Origin of the sequence: Serratia odorifera (assembly GCF_041448735.1) — a bacterium.
Classification (GTDB): Bacteria; Pseudomonadota; Gammaproteobacteria; order Enterobacterales; family Enterobacteriaceae; genus Serratia_F; species Serratia_F odorifera.
In genome coordinates this window covers 423,199-440,577 of the sequence record NZ_JBGMUT010000001.1, presented here as the reverse complement: position 1 = coordinate 440,577, position 17,379 = coordinate 423,199, and the positions used below count along the sequence as shown (strand labels likewise).

Sequence of the window (17,379 nt, the reverse complement as noted above, 5' to 3'; positions counted from 1 at the left end):
CCCTAATTAACAATAGGCAGATTAGGATGATCACGCTATCCAGGCTTTATGTACATCCGGTTAAATCCATGCGCGGCTTGCAGCTGTCGCATGCGCAGGTTGCCAGTCATGGCCTGGCGTTTGACCGCAGTTTTATGATCACCACTCCCGATGGCACCTTTATTACCGCTCGCCAATATCCGCAGATGGTGTTGTTCACGCCGGCCTTGTTAGCCGACGGTCTTTACCTGGCTGCGCCGGACGGCGCAAGCGCCACCGTTCGTTTCAGCGATTTCAGTGACGATGGGCAACCGACCGAAGTCTGGGGCAACCACTTTACCGCGTCCATCGCACCGCCTGCGATCAACCAGTGGCTCAGCGGCTATTTTCAACGCGACGTGCAGCTGCGCTGGCTGGGGCCGCAACTTAGCCGTCGGGTTAAAAAGCACCCGGAAATCCCGCTGTCATTCGCCGACGGCTATCCGTTTCTGCTGGTTAATGAAGCCTCATTCCACGATCTGCAGCAACGCTGCCCCGGCAGCATCAAACTGGAGCAGTTCCGCCCCAACCTGGTGGTCAGCGGCGCCAGCCCGTGGGCCGAAGACGGCTGGCAGGTGATCCGCGTTGGCGAGGTGATGTTTGATCTGGTCAAACCGTGCAGTCGCTGCGTATTGACCACCATCAGCATCGAGCGTGGTCGCAAGCACCCCAGCGGCGAACCCTTGAATACGCTGCAACAATTCCGCACGGCGGATAACGGTGATGTCGATTTCGGTCAAAATATGATTGCGCGCAACAGCGGCGTAATTCGCGTCGGCGATGCGGTAGAGGTGTTATCAAGCAAGCCGCCACGCCCGTATGGCGCAGGCGCCGTTGTCGAAAGCGTGCAGGCGCCGCAGGACAACGCGCAGCAGGTGACCATTGACTACCAGGGCACGGTGTTCACCGGGAATAATCAGCAAATTCTGTTAGAACAGCTGGAACAGCAAGGGTTGCACATACCCTATTCTTGCCGAGCAGGTATCTGCGGCAGCTGCCGGTTGACGCTGATCGGTGGCGAAGTGGCACCGCTGAAGAAAAGCGCGGTGGCGAATAACGGCACCATACTGTCGTGCAGTTGTATTCCTAAAACCGATATCCAGCTGGCGTAATCATACCGCCCGATCGTAGGCCGGCGCCGCTGCATTATCCTGCGAGCAGGGTTTGAGACGATCGTGCATCACCTTGATGGCATCGCCAAGCACCATGGTGCGGCCGGCCACTGACAGCTGATATTGCGCCAGCAGACACAGGCTGGCGTTGTCACCGGCCTCCACCACCAACAGGCGAGCGTCTTCGCCGCTTTCCATCACCTTGACCGCCGCCAGTTCGCCATTCTTCGGCTGTAACGGGAAATGCTGCTGGGCGAAATGCCAGCTCTTTGGCATCAGGGGTTTTAGAAAACGGTAAGCCACCAACGCATTTAATACCAGTTCAGCCCGTTGCTCATGGCTGAGCTTGATTTGCTTGCACTGTTCTTCATAGGTGAAATAAAGCGCGGCGTCGTCAACGCAAAAAGCGCATTCGGCGAATGCGTCCGGGGTAAGCATTTTGGCCGGGAAACGTGAACGGAAGATCATCCCATTGGCCAAATCGAGCATCAGCCGATCGTGTTCGGCGTCAAAATACCAACGCCAATTATCGTCAGGTTTTATCTTCATTGTTTATCCCTTCTCGCCACAAGCCAACGCCGTATTTACCCCAATAAGGTGATTTTATCACCATAAAAGCCGCTTAAACATCGGATAAATCTGCGAACGATATTTATGCTAACGAACAAAATATAGACGAGCCGGGGGAAGAAATAAACCCCCGGCAACAAATGAAAGGAAAAATATTAGATATGCGTAACGATATCTTTAATCAAACGTGGGCCATGAAAGATAAATCCGGAATAAATTTGCACCAGCGTTGCCCCGGCCGCTATTTTTTCTCGTGCCGCGGTCAGAGAATCAATCCCACCGACGCCGATAATAGGCAGCCTGCCTTGCAACTCCTGTGACAGTCGGCGGATCACTTCGGTACTGCGCGACTGTAAAGGACGGCCACTCAAGCCCCCCATTTGCTCACAGTAATTCAAGCCCTGCACCAGTTTGCGATCCAGCGTAGTATTGGTGGCAATAACGCCGTCTATATTATGGCGCAGCAAACTGTCCGCTATTTGGATCAATTCTTCTTCAGAAAGATCCGGCGCGATCTTTACCGCCACCGGCACATATTTGTGATGGCGCGCATGTAATTCTGCCTGTTTATTTTTAACTGCGGCTAAAAGATCGTCCAGCGCTTCACCATACTGCAAGGATCGTAGTCCTGGCGTATTTGGCGAAGAAATGTTGATCGCAATATAACCGGCATACGGATAAACTTTATCCATGCAGATCAGATAATCGTCTTTGCCCTGTTCAACCGGCGTATCTTTATTCTTGCCGATATTAATCCCCAGGATGCCGCCAAAGTGCGAACGTTTGACGTTTTCAACCAGGTTATCCACGCCGCGGTTGTTAAACCCCATGCGGTTGATCAACCCTTCGGCCTCAACGATGCGGAACAGGCGTGGCTTGTCATTGCCTGACTGTGGGCGCGGCGTTACGGTGCCGACTTCGATAAAGCCAAATCCCATCGCGCCCAAGGCGTCTATACATTCGCCGTCTTTATCCAGACCGGCAGCCAAACCTAACGGATTTTTAAACGACAACCCCATACAGCTCACCGGCTTGGTCGGCACCGACTGGCGGACCAGAAACGCCAATGGACTGCCGGTTACACGACGCAGCTGGCGAAAGGTCAATTCATGCGCTCGCTCTGGATCGAGCTGGAACAACGCTTTCCTGATGAGGGGGTAGTACATGTACGCTCCTGATTTCCCGGTGATGACCAGCATGCTTCACGCTGTGTATTTGTTGCTCGCCCACCCTACCCACGTCGCCTGCCTGCGGTTGGGGAACGTTGCAAACCGGGGGCGTATTATCCGGGATCCCCTGGGTAATTGGAATTGATTAAACGCAAAAAAGGTCTTTTTTACGCAACCGTTTTCCTTGCCGCCGTAGGTTGTGCCGTCAATTCACATTTGCGCATAACAAAATCAAAAAATGAGATTTAAACAACGCGCGTCTTTGCTGTTAGTTTTAGAACTCTTACCAAGCATTTATTAATTAAACCTAACTTTTAGTTATAAGGAGTGATCATGCGCGTTATATCACTGGCCGGCAGCCCACGCATTCCATCACGTTCAGCGGCGTTGCTGGCGCTCAGCCAGCATTGGTTACAACAACAGGGCGTGGACGTCGTCGCGTATAACCTGCATGACTTTAACGCCGACGATCTGCTGTACGCCAACTTCGCCAGCCCGGCAGTAAAAGCTTTTGCCGAACAGCTGGCGCAGGCTGACGGCCTGTTGATCGCCACGCCGGTGTACAAAGCCTCATTCTCCGGCGCGTTGAAAACCCTGCTGGATCTGCTGCCTGAACGTGCGCTTGAGCACAAGGTGGTGTTGCCACTGGCTACCGGCGGCTCGGTTGGTCACATGCTGGCGGTGGACTATGCGCTCAAGCCGGTACTGGCGGCGCTGAAAGCACAGGAAGTGCTGCACGGAGTGTTCGCCGATGACAGCCAGATCGCACTGAACGGCAGTGAAGCAACGCTGGCGGAAAGCGTTTCCCTGCGGCTGGAAGAAGCGCTGGAGAGTTTTTATCTGGCGCTAGGCCGCCGCAAGCCGCCAACGGTCAAGGCCAAGTCGACGTTGCTGACCGGGCAAACCGCATAACGCCGATACAATAATCAGGAGTAATAATGAAGCGATTTTCTTCCTTACGCCGCTGGTTTGGCGGCACCCTGGCCGGACTGCTGGCGCTGGCGACAACCGGCGTCGCGGCCGCACCGCATCATGAACCACAGCAGTTGCGTATCGGCTACCAAAAGGGTTCGGTGAGTCTGGTATTGGCCAAGACCCACCGGATGCTTGAGCAGCGTTTCCCCAAGGTCAACATCAGTTGGGTAGAATTCCCCGCTGGCCCACAAATGCTTGAAGCGCTGAACGTCGGCAGCATCGATTTGGGCAGCACCGGCGATATACCGCCGATCTTTGCCCAGGCCGCCGGCGCCGATCTGCTGTACGTCGGCGTCGAGCCGGCAAAACCGAAGGCAGAAGTGATCCTGGTGCCGGAAAACAGTCCAATCAAAGACGTCGCCGAACTGAAGGGTCGCAAGGTTGCCTTTCAAAAAGGCTCCAGCTCGCACAATCTCCTGCTGCGGGCGTTACAGCGCGCCGGCCTGAAGTTCACTGATATTCAGCCGGTGTATCTGACGCCGGCCGATGCCCGCGCAGCCTTCCAGCAAGGCAACGTGGACGCCTGGGCGATTTGGGATCCTTATTATTCTGCCGCGTTGTTGCAAGGCGGCGTGAAGGTACTGACCGACGGCAGTAATCTCAACCAGACCGGTTCGTTCTATCTGGCAGCGCGCCCCTATGCCGAAGCCCATGGCGCCTTCATTCAACAGATATTGAACGTGCTGACGCAGGCCGATGCTCTCACCCGTAGCGATCGGGCGCAAAGCGTCACATTGCTGTCCAAGGCGATGGGACTGCCGGAACCGGTGATCGCCACCTACCTGGATCATCGCCCGCCAACGTCGATCGCCCCGCTCAGCCCGCAAATCATCAAAGCACAACAGCAAACCGCCGATCTGTTCTATGCCAACCATCTGGTTCCGGTCAAGGTCGATATTTCACAACGCGTCTGGCAGCCCAGCGCCCAGTGATACAGGAGAATAAATCATGAGTCTGAATGTTTTCTGGTTCTTGCCCACCCACGGAGACGGCCATTATCTGGGGACGTCCGAAGGTGCCCGCAGCGTCGATTACGGTTACCTGCAGCAGATCGCCCAAGCGGCGGACCGACTGGGCTTTGGCGGGGTGCTGATCCCCACCGGGCGTTCCTGCGAGGATTCGTGGCTGGTGGCCGCTTCGCTGATCCCGGTCACCCAGCGCCTGAAGTTTCTGGTGGCGCTGCGCCCCGGTATTATTTCGCCGACCCTGGCGGCACGGCAGGCCGCCACGCTGGACAGGCTTTCCCATGGTCGCGCGCTGTTCAATCTGGTGACCGGCGGCGATCCCGATGAGCTGGCAGCAGAAGGACTGCACCTCGACCACGAGCAGCGTTACGAAGCCTCGGCGGAATTCACCCATATCTGGCGCAAGGTGCTGGAAGGTGAAACCGTTGATTACCAGGGCAAGCATATTCAGGTCAAAGGCGCCAAACTGCTGTTCCCACCGGTGCAGCAACCGCGACCACCGCTGTATTTCGGCGGATCCTCTGAGGCGGCGCAGGATCTGGCAGCCGATCAGGTCGAACTGTATCTGACCTGGGGCGAACCGCCGGCACAGGTCAGGGAAAAGCTGGAGCAGGTGCGCGCCAAAGCGGCGGCGAAAGGACGCAAGGTGCGTTTCGGCATTCGGCTGCACGTCATCGTGCGTGAAACCACCGATGAGGCCTGGCGCGCTGCCGATCGACTGATCGCCAATTTGGACGATCAGACCATTGCCGATGCGCAACAAGCCTTTGCCCGCTTTGACTCGGTTGGCCAACGCCGCATGGCAGAACTGCACGGCGGCAAAAAAGACAATCTGGAAATCAGCCCCAATCTGTGGGCCGGTGTCGGTCTGGTGCGCGGAGGGGCTGGCACTGCACTGGTTGGCGACGGCCCGACGGTCGCAGCGCGCATACAGGAGTATGCCGATCTGGGTATCGATACTTTTATTCTGTCCGGCTATCCGCACCTGGAAGAGGCCTACCGCGTCGGTGAACTGCTGTTCCCGCATCTGGATTTGGCCAACAACGCAGCCCCAGCGCCATTGCGCGCGGTCAAGGCGCAGGGTGAAGTGGTCGCTAATATTTACGTGCCGCAGAAGACGGCCCAGAGCTGAGGAGCGTCCCATGGCAAACAACGTACAACGTCTGCTATACCGCCTGGCCCCGTGGGCGCTGCCGGTAGCGTTAGTGGCATTGTGGCAATTTTCGGTCGACGTCGGCTGGCTGTCGAACCGCATTCTGCCGGCGCCCAGCGCCGTGATCGGCGCCTTCTGGTCGCTGACCAAAAGTGGCGAACTGTGGCAACACCTGACCATCAGCAGCTGGCGCGCGTTTATCGGTTTTAGCATCGGTGGCAGTCTCGGTCTGCTGCTGGGCTTTATTACCGGTCTGTCGCGCTGGGGAGAGCGGCTATTGGACAGTTCGGTGCAAATGATCCGTAACGTGCCGCATCTGGCCTTGATCCCGCTGGTGATCCTGTGGTTCGGCATTGACGAGTCCGCCAAGATTTTTCTGGTCGCGTTGGGCACCCTGTTCCCGATCTACCTGAATACCTATCACGGCATTAAAAATATCGATCGCGGCCTGCTGGAAATGGCGCGCAGCTACGGCCTCAGCGGTTTTCGGCTGTTCACCCAGGTGGTACTGCCCGGTGCCTTGCCGTCAATCATGGTTGGCGTGCGTTTTGCGCTCGGCTTTATGTGGTTGACGCTGATCGTCGCCGAAACCATCTCCGCCAATTCAGGTATTGGCTATCTGGCGATGAACGCCCGCGAGTTTCTGCAAACCGACATCGTGGTGGTGGCGATCGTGCTGTACGCCGTGCTCGGCAAACTGGCGGACCTCAGCGCCCAGTTGCTTGAACGCGTCTGGTTGCGCTGGCACCCGGCCTATCAACTGAAACACGGAGAAGCATTATGACGATGACGCCCACCCGCATTCCACAAGGTACGCCGGTCACTCTGCAATCCATCGAGAAGCGTTACGGCAAGCGCACCGTATTGGAAAATGTGCAACTGCGCATCACCGCCGGGCAGTTCGTCGCGGTGGTAGGACGCAGCGGCTGCGGTAAAAGCACGCTGCTACGCTTGCTGGCCGGGCTGGAAAAAGCCAGCAGCGGCGAGCTGCTGACCGGCAACAACGCCCCACTCAGCAGCGCCAAGGATGATACCCGCTTGATGTTCCAGGACGCCCGGCTACTGCCGTGGAAAAAGGTCATCGATAACGTCGGGCTCGGTTTGCACGGTAACTGGCGCGCAGATGCGCAGCAGGCGTTGGCAACGGTAGGCCTGGCCGATCGCGCTCATGAATGGCCGGCCGCGCTGTCCGGCGGACAGAAACAACGCGTCGCGCTGGCACGCGCGCTGATCCACCGCCCGCGTCTGCTGCTGCTGGATGAACCGCTGGGCGCACTTGATGCATTAACGCGTATTGAAATGCAGGGATTGATCGAAAGTCTGTGGCAACAGCATGGCTTTACCGTGCTGCTGGTGACCCACGACGTCAGCGAGGCGATCGCCCTGGCCGACCGGGTACTGTTGATTGAGGAAGGCCGCATTGGGCTGGATCTGACCATCGATCTGCCACGTCCACGCCGCAAAGGATCGGCAAAGTTGGCGGAGCTTGAAGCGCAGCTACTGGAGCGGGTACTGTCGCCGCCAGCGGCGCAGCAGCTCCCGCGGCACGCAGCGAATTGAAATATTGGCCATAGCCATCAATAAAAAATGCCGTTCAGGGTTAACCGAACGGCATTTTTACGCTCAATCAGGCCGTTTGATGGCGTCGATTAGGCGTCCAGCGCCTTGCTGATCTTCTCAAACAGATCGCCAGACAGATTTGGCAGCGCCTTCAACTGCTCCAACGCCTGGCGCATCAGCGCCTCGCGCCCGGCATCGTAACGCTTGAGACGAATCAGTGGTTCGATCAAACGCGCTGCCACCTGCGGATTGCGGGTGTTCAGATCGCTGAGGATTTCTACCAGGAACTGATAACCGCTACCGTCTGCGGCGTGGAACGCTGATGGATTGGCTGCGGCAAAGGCGCCCACCAGCGAACGGGTACGGTTCGGGTTGCTCAGGCTGAATGAACGGTGTTGCAGCAGGCTGCGCACCGTGGCGAGTACGTCGGCGGCCGGGCTGGTAGCCTGCAGCGCAAACCATTTGTCCATCACCAGACCATCCTGATGCCAACGCTGGTCGAACGCGGCCATCAGCGCATCACGACACGGTAACTGCGCCGCCACCGCCGCTGCCAGCGCCGCCAGCGAGTCGGTCATGTTATCGGCATGCTTGAACTGTTCGGCCACCAGACGGTCAGCCTGTTGCTCATCGGCAAAGGCCAGATAGTGCAGACAGGTATTGCGCAACGCGCGTTTGGCAATGTCGCCATGTTCAACGCGATAGCCGTCGGTCTTGTTGTGGTGATAGACCGCTAGCCATTCGTCGGTCATTTCTTGCGCCAGACAACGGGTAATCGCCTCATGCACCGCCGCGATCGCACTCGGATCGATGACCGTAAACAGCTCGGCAATTTCACTTTCTGACGGCAGGGTCAGGATCTGCGCCGCCAGCGCCGGATCCAGTTTTTCATCCAGCAATACCGCGCGGAACGCGTCGGCCACATGCAACGGCAAGGTGAGCGGCTGCTTCTGCTGATATTTGGCGACGTTCAGTTTGATGTAGGTGGCCAGCAGGCTCTGCGCGGCATCCCAACGGGCAAAATCGTTACGCGCATGCTGCATCAGGAAGGTCAGCTGCTTGTCGCTGTAGGTATAATCCAGCTTCACCGGCGCCGAAAACTCACGCAGCAGCGACGGCACTGGCGGATGCTCGACGCCATCAAAGACAAAAGTCTGTTCCGCTTCGGTCACGTTCAACACATTGTTAACCGGCAGGCCATCTTTTTGCAGCGCAATCACCTGCCCTTGGGCGTCATACAGTTCGATGTTCAACGGAATATGCAGCGGCAGCTTCTCAGGTTGATCGGCGGTCGGTGCCGTGTGCTGGCTGACGTGCAAACGATACTGCTGATGCTCGGCGTTATATTCGTCGCGCACCGTCAGCGTTGGCGTGCCTGATTGGCTGTACCAACGACGGAACAGCGACAGATCGACGTTGGAGGCGTCTTCCATCGCCTGCACAAAATCATCGCAGGTGGCCGCGCTGCCATCGTGACGTTCAAAATACAGCTGCATGCCCTTTTGGAAATTCTGCTCCCCCAACAGGGTATGCATCATGCGGATCACTTCCGATCCTTTCTCATACACCGTCAGGGTGTAGAAGTTGTTCATTTCGATCACTTTGTCCGGGCGAATGGCATGTGCCATCGGGCTGGCGTCTTCGGCAAACTGCGCGCCGCGCATCACCCGCACGTTGTCGATACGGTTTACCGCGCGTGACCCCAGATCCGAACTGAACTCCTGATCGCGGAACACCGTCAGCCCCTCTTTCAGACTGAGCTGGAACCAGTCGCGACAGGTTACCCGGTTGCCGGTCCAGTTATGGAAATACTCGTGGCCAATCACCGCTTCAATGTTCAAATAGTCTTTATCGGTGGCCGTTTCGGCCTTGGCCAGCACATATTTAGAGTTAAAAATATTTAACCCTTTGTTTTCCATCGCACCCATATTAAAGAAATCCACCGCGACGATCATATAGATGTCGAGGTCGTATTCCAGCCCGAAACGGGTTTCGTCCCATTTCATGGCGTTTTTCAGCGAGGTCATCGCCCAGTCGGCGCGATCCAGATTACCGCGATCGACAAACAGTTCCAGCGCCACCTGACGGCCGGAACGGGTAATGAAATTGTCCTGCAGCACGTCGAAATCACCGGCCACCAGCGCAAACAGGTAGCACGGTTTGGGGAACGGATCCTGCCATTTTACCCAGTGGCGGCCGTCAGCCAGTTCGCCCTGATCGATACGGTTGCCGTTGGACAACAGGAAAGGATAACGCTGTTTGTCCGCCACGATACGGGTGGTAAAACGCGCCAACACGTCGGGGCGATCGAGATAATAGGTAATGTGTCGGAAGCCTTCGGCTTCACACTGGGTACACAAGGCCTCACCAGACAGGTACAACCCTTCCAGCGCGCTGTTTTTTGCCGGATGAATATCGTTGACGATAGCCATGGTGAATTGCTCTGGAAGCTCGTCAATATGCAGTTGGTTATCCTGAATACGGTAGGCGCTCCACGGCTGCCCATCGATCTGCAGGCTCACCAGCGTCAGATCTTCCCCGTCCAGTACCAGTGACGCACCGACCGCCCCCTGGCGCTTGAGCTGACTAACGGCGGTCACGCGCGTGGTTTCCGCATGCAGTTCAAAGTCCAGATCAATGTCGGTAATGGTGTAATCCGGCGCGCGATAATCGTGGCGATACTTCGCCTGTGGCTGTTGTGTCATACAAACCCTTTGACGTCTCAGTGAGTTACAGGTGGCGGGCCGACGCCTGGTCGCTCGGCGTGACGGCAGCGACGTACGGGAACCCCGCAGGCCCGATTGTGAATAAACTGTATCACAGCCACAAAAAAAACCCAGAGACGACCCGCGATGGCAAGCAGAAATTAGAAGCGGATCATCATTCATCATCCCCCTGCTAGCGGTGTCATCGGCACTTTGCGCAATATGCAGCATTTAATGTCGCAGCGATGGCGCTACCAGAGCCCCCTGCAACAGCATTACAGCGATGTTGCGTCTTGGCACAAAAAATGCCGCGCCAGTACGGCGGATAAAATCAGTTGTTTAAAATAATTAACCTTATAATTTCTATCGCTAATTCGACTAAGTTACTCACTTTATTGGTTTATCTGGCTTTTACTTTTGCTGCCGCGTCGTGGTGCCCGGCAAGCGCACGTTTAATCCTCGACCCTGTGCGGTAATTTATGGTGTGATGGCGCTTCAATAACAGGATAATCCGGGTATACTCCTCGCTCTTTTGTGAGCATACCCCATGGCGTCAAGCAGCATCGCAATAGCGAGCGGGCGGATCCTCAAGGGCACGGCACGGGCTGTGACCAGGGTAAACGCAACGATCGCCGCTCTCCTCTATATAGAGAGAAAACGCTTGAGACATGATGGGTATATCCAGATTTGGACACGCGCCTGACGAGGATGCTGTAACGCGCTATGACTCAATACGCCTCCCCGATTTTGACATCACTGCTTGATACTGATGCCTACAAGCTTCATATGCAGCAAGCAGTGTTCCATCGCTATCCCGCGATCACCGTCGCGGCGGAGTTCCGCTGCCGCGGAGACGAGCTGCTGGGTGAATATGCCGACGAGATCCGTGCGCAAGTCGCGCTGATGAGTCAGTTGGCGCTAACGGATGCCGAATACCAGTATCTGTCCGGTTTGCCGTTTTTCCGCCAGGATTACCTTAACTGGCTGCGCAACTTCCGCTATGACCCGCAGCAGGTCAGCATTGATGACCACGATGGGCACCTGCAGATCCGCATTGCCGGACCATGGCGTGAAGTGATCATGTGGGAAGTCCCCTTGCTGGCGGTGATCAGCGAAGTGGTGCACCGTCACCGCTCCCCGCAGGTGACGCCGGACGATGCGGTCGCACAATTGCGCGCCAAGTTGATACAGTTCAAGCAGTTGGCAGGCGATCTGGATATTTCCCGCTTCCGACTGATGGACTTTGGTAGCCGCCGGCGCTTCTCGCAAGGGGTACAGCAGGCAATCGTCAGCACGCTAAAACAGGAATTTCCTTATCTCGTCGGCACCAGCAACTACGACTTGGCGCACCGGCTCGGCCTGACGCCGGTCGGTACCCAGGCACACGAATGGTTCCAGGCGCATCAGCAGATCAGTCCGGTGCTGGCCAATAGTCAACGCGCCGCGCTGCAAGCCTGGCTGGATGAATATCCGGATCAGTTGGGCGTTGCGCTCACCGACTGCATCACCATGGATGCCTTCCTGCGCGATTTCGGCCCGCAGTTTGCCGAACGCTATCAGGGGCTGCGTCACGACTCGGGCGATCCGTTCGAATGGGGCGAAAAAGCCATCGCCCATTACCAGAAACTCGGCATCGATCCGATGAGTAAAACGCTGGTGTTTTCCGATAATCTGGATTTGAACAAAGCGCTGGCGTTGTATCGCCACTTTTATCAGCGCATCAATCTGGTGTTCGGCATCGGCACCCGCCTCACCTGCGATATTCCTGACGTCAAACCGCTGAATATCGTTATCAAACTGGTGGAGTGCAAAGGCAAACCGGTCGCCAAGCTGTCCGACAGCCCGGGCAAGACCATTTGCCAGGACCAGGCGTTTGTCAAGGCGCTGCGCAAGGCCTTTGACTTGCCGCTGGTGAAAAAGGCCAGTTGAACTACAGCCGGCAGCCCCTCAGGCCGGCTTTTTCCTGCTTCTTTATTCCCTGCAACGACACCCATGCCGCGATGCAAGAAATGTTGCACCAATCCGGTGATTTCTGCTTGTGCTCTGCACCGCGGCAAGTAACATAGTCTCATCCCCATTTTCTTGGGTGGTAAGCTATTTCTTCATCAAATCAATTAAAGAGAGAAATCTATGAGCGTAGTGCCTGTATGCGACGTGCTGCAAGGTCGTGCTGCGGTTGACAGTGAAGTCACCGTGCGCGGCTGGGTACGTACCCGGAGAGATTCTAAAGCTGGTATCTCCTTCCTCGCCGTTTATGACGGCTCCTGCTTTGATCCGTTACAGGCCGTCGTTAATAATTCTCTGCCGAATTATCAGGATGAAGTGCTGCACCTGACGACAGGCTGTTCGGTTGAAGTGACCGGCAAGGTGGTGGCCTCCCCTGGCGAAGGCCAGAGCTTTGAGCTGCAAGCGACCGCCATCAAGGTGGTTGGTTGGGTGGACGATCCGGATACCTATCCAATGGCTGCCAAACGTCACAGCATTGAGTATCTGCGCGAAGTGGCCCACCTGCGCCCACGCACCAACCTGATCGGCGCAGTCGCACGCGTCCGTCATACGCTGGCACAGGCGATCCATCGTTTCTTACATGAAAACGGCTATTTCTGGGTATCCACGCCGCTGATCACCGCGTCCGATACCGAAGGTGCCGGCGAAATGTTCCGCGTCTCCACGCTGGATCTGGAAAACCTGCCGCGCGACGATAAGGGCGCTGTCGACTTCAGCCAGGACTTCTTCGGTAAAGAGGCCTTCCTGACCGTTTCCGGCCAGTTGAACGGCGAAACCTACGCCTGCGCGTTATCAAAAGTTTACACCTTCGGCCCGACTTTCCGTGCGGAAAATTCCAACACCAGCCGTCACCTGGCCGAGTTCTGGATGGTCGAGCCGGAAGTGGCCTTCGCCTCGCTGGATGACGTTGCCGGCTTGGCGGAAAGCATGCTGAAGTATGTCTTCCAGGCCGTGCTTGATGAACGTGCCGATGACATGCAGTTCTTTGCCGAGCGGGTAGATAAAGAGGCGGTTGAACGTCTGAAACGCTTTGTTACCTCTGATTTTGCCCAGGTTGACTATACCGACGCCGTCGAGATCCTGCTGGCGTCCGGTCAAACCTTTGAAAACCCGGTATCCTGGGGCATTGACCTGTCGTCTGAACACGAGCGTTATCTGGCCGAGAAACACTTTAAGGCCCCGGTAGTGGTCAAGAATTATCCGAAGGACATCAAAGCCTTCTATATGCGTATGAACGAAGATGGCAAAACCGTCGCGGCGATGGATGTTCTGGCGCCGGGAATTGGCGAAATCATCGGCGGATCGCAGCGTGAAGAGCGACTTGATGTGCTCGATCAGCGTCTGGAAGAGATGGGTCTGAACAAGGAAGACTACTGGTGGTATCGCGATCTGCGCCGTTACGGCACCGTTCCGCACTCCGGTTTCGGCCTCGGATTTGAACGTTTAATCGCCTATGTGACCGGCGTGCAGAACGTTCGTGATGTGATTCCATTCCCACGCACGCCACGAAACGCCAGCTTCTAATTAACGACGCTAAACAGTTTCGACACCATTTTGTTACAAAACAAAGGCCAGCCTCGCTGGCCTTTCGCATTTTTTATTATTGACCTGCGTCACAAAGTTCCCTTTCATTAATATCTTGTTACACATTGTTTCCTATTGAAACCTGATTGCGATATTAGTAGCATTTTCGCTCTAGATTAACCCGACGGTGAATGGAACACTGCGTGCAGACACAGGACGACACCAATCTATCAACAATAGTTCCAAAAGAATTATTGGCGGCAGTGGCAAGGTGTCCGAATAACACCAATGAGGGTAATAATGATGAAGCGCAACATTCTTGCAGTGGTAATTCCAGCTCTGTTGGCTGCTGGTGCAGCAAACGCAGCTGAGATCTATAACAAAGACGGCAACAAGCTGGATCTGTACGGTAAAGTTGACGGCCTGCACTACTTCTCTGACAGCAAAGGCGACGACGGCGACCAATCTTACGTTCGTTTCGGCTTCAAAGGTGAAACTCAGATTACTGACCAACTGACCGGTTACGGCCAGTGGGAATACAACGTTCAGGCTAACCACGCTGAATCTCAAGGCACCGAAGGCACCAAGACTCGTCTGGGCTTCGCGGGTCTGAAATTTGCTGACTACGGTTCATTCGATTACGGCCGTAACTACGGCGTTCTGTACGACGTGGAAGGCTGGACCGATATGCTGCCAGAGTTCGGCGGCGACACCTACACCATTACCGACAACTACATGACCGGCCGTACCAACGGCGTTGCGACTTATCGTAACAACAACTTCTTCGGTCTGGTTGACGGCTGGAACTTTGCCGTTCAGTACCAGGGCAAAAACGAAAACGACGGTCGCGAGCTGAAAAAACAAAACGGCGACGGTTGGGGCCTGTCTACTACTTATGACATCCTGGATTCCGGCGTGAGCGTGGGTGCGGCATACGCATCTTCCGACCGTACCGATGCCCAGACCCGTGAGTCTACCGCACGTGGTGACAAGGCTGATGCATGGACCGTGGGCGCGAAATACGACGCTAACAACGTGTACCTGGCAGCCATGTACTCAGAAACCCGTAACATGACTCCTTACGGCGAAGCGTACAACACCATCGCTGACAAAACCCAGAACTTCGAAGTCACCGCACAGTACCAGTTCGACTTCGGTCTGCGTCCAGAAGTGTCTTACCTGCAGTCCAAAGGCAAGCAACTGGCTGGCCGTTCTGCTAACAACGCAACCTTCAATGGCGGCGATGCAGATCTGGTTAAATACGTTTCTGTAGGTACCACTTACTACTTCAACAAAAACATGTCTACCTACGTTGATTACAAAATCAACCTGCTGGACGAAAACGAATTCACCAAAGCCAACGCCATCTCTACCGACGACGTTGTTGCTGTTGGTCTGGTTTACCAGTTCTAATTCGTTACTCGCTTAACGGCGGTTCGCTGCCGGACAAGTTAATCAAACAGGGCTTCGGCCCTGTTTTTGTTTGTTGCCACCGTTTAAATTTTTATCCTGCCTGAAGGCCTTTTTCCGTCATTTTTTGTGCTGAATATGCGCCCATCACAAGATCGAGGTGTTTTTCTCGCAAACGGTTGGCAAAGCGCATAACTGGCGCTACCCTGATGCCTCTGACTGCTTAACTCTAAGCCATGGAAGCATCTGACATGTTTGAAAAGATCACCGCTGCACCAGCCGATCCCATTCTGGGTTTGACCGATATTTTCCGCGCGGACGCCCGTCCGAACAAAATCAACCTGGGTATCGGCGTCTATAAAGACGAAACTGGCAAAACGCCAGTGCTGACCAGCGTGAAAAAAGCCGAGCAGTACCTGCTGGAAAACGAAACCACCAAAAATTATCTCGGTATTGAAGGCATCCCGGCGTTCGCCACCTGCACGCAGGAACTGCTGTTCGGCAAAGACAGCGCCATCATCAGCGACAAGCGAGCCCGCACCGCGCAAACGCCAGGCGGCACCGGTGGTCTGCGCGTTGCCGGTGACTTCATCGCCAACCAGACCAGCGCCAAGCGCGTCTGGATCAGCAACCCAAGCTGGCCAAACCACAAAAACGTGTTTAGTGCTGCCGGCCTGGAAGTGCTGGAATATGATTATTATGATGCCGACAACCATGCGCTGAACTTTGACGGTCTGATTAACAGCCTGAAACAGGCGCAAGCTGGCGACGTAGTGGTATTCCACGGCTGCTGCCACAACCCGACCGGCATCGATCCAACGCCGGAACAATGGAGCCAGTTGGCCGAGCTTTCCGCCAAAAGTGGCTGGTTGCCGCTGTTCGACTTCGCCTATCAGGGCTTTGCCAACGGCTTGGAAGAAGACGCTCAGGGCCTGCGTATTTTCGCGGCCAAGCATCAGGAACTGATCGTCGCCAGCTCGTACTCGAAGAACTTTGGCCTGTATAACGAACGCGTAGGCGCCTGCACCGTCGTCGCTGCGGATGCCGACACCGCCGATCGTGCCTTTAGCCAGGTAAAAGCGGCGATTCGCGCCAACTACTCCAACCCGCCTTCACACGGCGCCGCGGTGGTAGCGACCATCCTGAGCAATGAGGCATTGCGCGCCATCTGGGAGCAGGAACTGACCGACATGCGTCAACGCATCCATCGCATGCGCCAGCTGTTCGTCAATACCCTGCAGGAAAAGGGAGCGGAGCAGGATTTCAGCTTTATCATCAACCAGAACGGCATGTTCTCGTTCAGCGGCCTGACCAAAGAACAGGTGCTGCGTCTGCGCGATGAGTTTGGCGTGTATGCGGTAAACTCCGGTCGCGTCAACGTGGCAGGCATGACGCCAGACAATATGGCGCCACTGTGTGAAGCCATCGTCGCCGTGCTGTAATCACCGGCCGGTAACGAACGAAAAAGGGGCGCCAATGCGCCCCTTTGGTTTTCTGCCGCTGGCAGATTACCAGACTGCCGGTTCTTCGCGCAGGAACGGGTTATGCAGGCGCTCCTGACCGAAGGTCGACATAGGGCCATGGCCGGGAATAAACGCCATATCGTCGCCCTGCGGCAGTAATTTGCTATGGATAGCGTTGATCAGTGCCTGATGATCGCCGCGAGGGAAGTCCGTGCGCCCCACTCCGCCGTTGAACAGCACATCGCCCACCAGTGCCAGACGAGCTTCATCGTTGATGAAAACGATATGCCCCGGCGTATGCCCCGGGCAATGCAGTACCTTCAGCGTCATGGCACCAACCTGTACCGTATCGCCTTCCGCCAGCCAGCGGGTTGGCGTTAGCGGCACACACTCTTCCAGCCCAAACATGCGGCTTTGCGCCGGCAAGCCATCGAGCCAGAAGGCGTCTTCCTTGTCAGGGCCGTAGATCGGCACCTGATAGTGTTCAGCCAGCTCCGCCGCAGCGCCGACGTGGTCAAGATGACCATGCGTCAGCAGGATTTGCGTCAGCGTCACGCCGGCCTCCGCCACCGCCGCCTGCAGTTTTTCCGCTTCGCCGCCGGGATCGACCAACGCCGCCTGACGTGTCTCATCACACCAGATCAACGTACAGTTCTGGCTAAACGCGGTAACGGGAATAATTTTATAGTTCATAAAGCTCCAACAGCCACGGCGCCGAACCTGCCGGCCGGCGCGTCAATCAGCGTAC

General features: G+C 56.1%; 14 protein-coding genes. 10 read left to right on the top strand and 4 right to left on the bottom strand.

Going from position 1 to position 17,379, the window contains the following annotated elements; genetic code table 11:
- Positions 1–26 precede the first annotated feature (26 nt).
- The gene (locus ACCC84_RS02000) at positions 27–1,130 is read left to right on the top strand and encodes a YcbX family protein (protein WP_371901497.1); all 1,104 of its coding nucleotides are present in this window, start codon (positions 27–29) and stop codon (positions 1,128–1,130) included.
- On the opposite strand, the gene ACCC84_RS01995 is transcribed toward ACCC84_RS02000, so the two are convergent.
- Positions 1,131–1,679, bottom strand: coding sequence for a cell division protein ZapC (locus ACCC84_RS01995; RefSeq protein WP_004964723.1), 549 nt, complete (start codon positions 1,677–1,679; stop codon positions 1,131–1,133).
- A gap of 176 nt (positions 1,680–1,855) precedes the next feature.
- Positions 1,856–2,866 (bottom strand): quinone-dependent dihydroorotate dehydrogenase, encoded by a 1,011-nt coding sequence (pyrD, locus tag ACCC84_RS01990; RefSeq protein ID WP_039992249.1) that lies wholly within the window; start codon positions 2,864–2,866, stop codon positions 1,856–1,858.
- Between the two features lie 336 nt (positions 2,867–3,202).
- On the opposite strand from pyrD, the gene ssuE reads away from it, so the two are divergent.
- From ssuE to ssuB, 5 genes are read left to right on the top strand one after another with little or no spacing between them, the layout of a single operon-like run.
- Positions 3,203–3,781, top strand: a complete 579-nt coding sequence (gene ssuE / locus ACCC84_RS01985; protein ID WP_039992250.1) for an NADPH-dependent FMN reductase — start codon at positions 3,203–3,205, stop codon at positions 3,779–3,781.
- A gap of 26 nt (positions 3,782–3,807) precedes the next feature.
- Complete coding sequence (locus ACCC84_RS01980) at positions 3,808–4,776, top strand: sulfonate ABC transporter substrate-binding protein (protein WP_004964730.1); 969 nt, start codon at positions 3,808–3,810, stop codon at positions 4,774–4,776.
- A 16-nt stretch (positions 4,777–4,792) separates the two neighbouring features.
- Positions 4,793–5,941 carry an FMNH2-dependent alkanesulfonate monooxygenase gene (gene ssuD / locus ACCC84_RS01975; protein WP_371901496.1) on the top strand — a complete coding sequence of 383 codons (1,149 nt, stop codon included), beginning with the start codon at positions 4,793–4,795 and terminating at the stop codon, positions 5,939–5,941.
- A 10-nt stretch (positions 5,942–5,951) separates the two neighbouring features.
- Positions 5,952–6,746 (top strand): aliphatic sulfonate ABC transporter permease SsuC, encoded by a 795-nt coding sequence (ssuC, locus tag ACCC84_RS01970; RefSeq protein ID WP_273867413.1) that lies wholly within the window; start codon positions 5,952–5,954, stop codon positions 6,744–6,746.
- Complete coding sequence (gene ssuB, locus ACCC84_RS01965; protein ID WP_198772741.1) at positions 6,743–7,522, top strand: aliphatic sulfonates ABC transporter ATP-binding protein; 780 nt, start codon at positions 6,743–6,745, stop codon at positions 7,520–7,522. Before ssuC ends, ssuB begins: the two co-directional genes overlap by 4 nt.
- An 89-nt stretch (positions 7,523–7,611) precedes the next feature.
- Here ssuB and pepN read toward each other — a convergent pair whose 3' ends face one another.
- Positions 7,612–10,227, bottom strand: coding sequence for an aminopeptidase N (gene pepN / locus ACCC84_RS01960; RefSeq protein WP_371901495.1), 2,616 nt, complete (start codon positions 10,225–10,227; stop codon positions 7,612–7,614).
- Between the two features lie 723 nt (positions 10,228–10,950).
- Here pepN and pncB point away from each other — a divergent pair.
- From pncB to ACCC84_RS01940, 4 genes are all read left to right on the top strand, one after another.
- Positions 10,951–12,156 (top strand): nicotinate phosphoribosyltransferase, encoded by a 1,206-nt coding sequence (pncB, locus tag ACCC84_RS01955; RefSeq protein WP_004964747.1) that lies wholly within the window; start codon positions 10,951–10,953, stop codon positions 12,154–12,156.
- 201 nt (positions 12,157–12,357) lie between these two features.
- Positions 12,358–13,758 (top strand): asparagine--tRNA ligase, encoded by a 1,401-nt coding sequence (gene asnS, locus ACCC84_RS01950; RefSeq protein WP_371901494.1) that lies wholly within the window; start codon positions 12,358–12,360, stop codon positions 13,756–13,758.
- 300 nt (positions 13,759–14,058) lie between these two features.
- Positions 14,059–15,171 (top strand): porin OmpC, encoded by a 1,113-nt coding sequence (gene ompC, locus ACCC84_RS01945; RefSeq protein WP_039992251.1) that lies wholly within the window; start codon positions 14,059–14,061, stop codon positions 15,169–15,171.
- A 248-nt stretch (positions 15,172–15,419) separates the two neighbouring features.
- Positions 15,420–16,610: an amino acid aminotransferase gene (locus ACCC84_RS01940; RefSeq protein ID WP_273867406.1), complete on the top strand. Its 1,191-nt coding sequence runs from the start codon at positions 15,420–15,422 to the stop codon at positions 16,608–16,610.
- Positions 16,611–16,676: 66 nt separating this feature from the next.
- Here the strand turns inward: ACCC84_RS01940 and ACCC84_RS01935 are convergent, their stop codons facing one another.
- Complete coding sequence (locus ACCC84_RS01935) at positions 16,677–17,324, bottom strand: MBL fold metallo-hydrolase (protein ID WP_371901493.1); 648 nt, start codon at positions 17,322–17,324, stop codon at positions 16,677–16,679.
- Positions 17,325–17,379 lie beyond the last annotated feature (55 nt).

Coding starts and splice junctions, on each gene's coding strand:
- ACCC84_RS02000 (WP_371901497.1), top strand. CDS start 27: ATGATCACGCTATCCAGGCTTTATGTACATCCGGTTAAATCCATGCGC.
- ACCC84_RS01995 (WP_004964723.1), bottom strand. CDS start 1,679: ATGAAGATAAAACCTGACGATAATTGGCGTTGGTATTTTGACGCCGAA.
- pyrD (WP_039992249.1), bottom strand. CDS start 2,866: ATGTACTACCCCCTCATCAGGAAAGCGTTGTTCCAGCTCGATCCAGAG.
- ssuE (WP_039992250.1), top strand. CDS start 3,203: ATGCGCGTTATATCACTGGCCGGCAGCCCACGCATTCCATCACGTTCA.
- ACCC84_RS01980 (WP_004964730.1), top strand. CDS start 3,808: ATGAAGCGATTTTCTTCCTTACGCCGCTGGTTTGGCGGCACCCTGGCC.
- ssuD (WP_371901496.1), top strand. CDS start 4,793: ATGAGTCTGAATGTTTTCTGGTTCTTGCCCACCCACGGAGACGGCCAT.
- ssuC (WP_273867413.1), top strand. CDS start 5,952: ATGGCAAACAACGTACAACGTCTGCTATACCGCCTGGCCCCGTGGGCG.
- ssuB (WP_198772741.1), top strand. CDS start 6,743: ATGACGATGACGCCCACCCGCATTCCACAAGGTACGCCGGTCACTCTG.
- pepN (WP_371901495.1), bottom strand. CDS start 10,227: ATGACACAACAGCCACAGGCGAAGTATCGCCACGATTATCGCGCGCCG.
- pncB (WP_004964747.1), top strand. CDS start 10,951: ATGACTCAATACGCCTCCCCGATTTTGACATCACTGCTTGATACTGAT.
- asnS (WP_371901494.1), top strand. CDS start 12,358: ATGAGCGTAGTGCCTGTATGCGACGTGCTGCAAGGTCGTGCTGCGGTT.
- ompC (WP_039992251.1), top strand. CDS start 14,059: ATGATGAAGCGCAACATTCTTGCAGTGGTAATTCCAGCTCTGTTGGCT.
- ACCC84_RS01940 (WP_273867406.1), top strand. CDS start 15,420: ATGTTTGAAAAGATCACCGCTGCACCAGCCGATCCCATTCTGGGTTTG.
- ACCC84_RS01935 (WP_371901493.1), bottom strand. CDS start 17,324: ATGAACTATAAAATTATTCCCGTTACCGCGTTTAGCCAGAACTGTACG.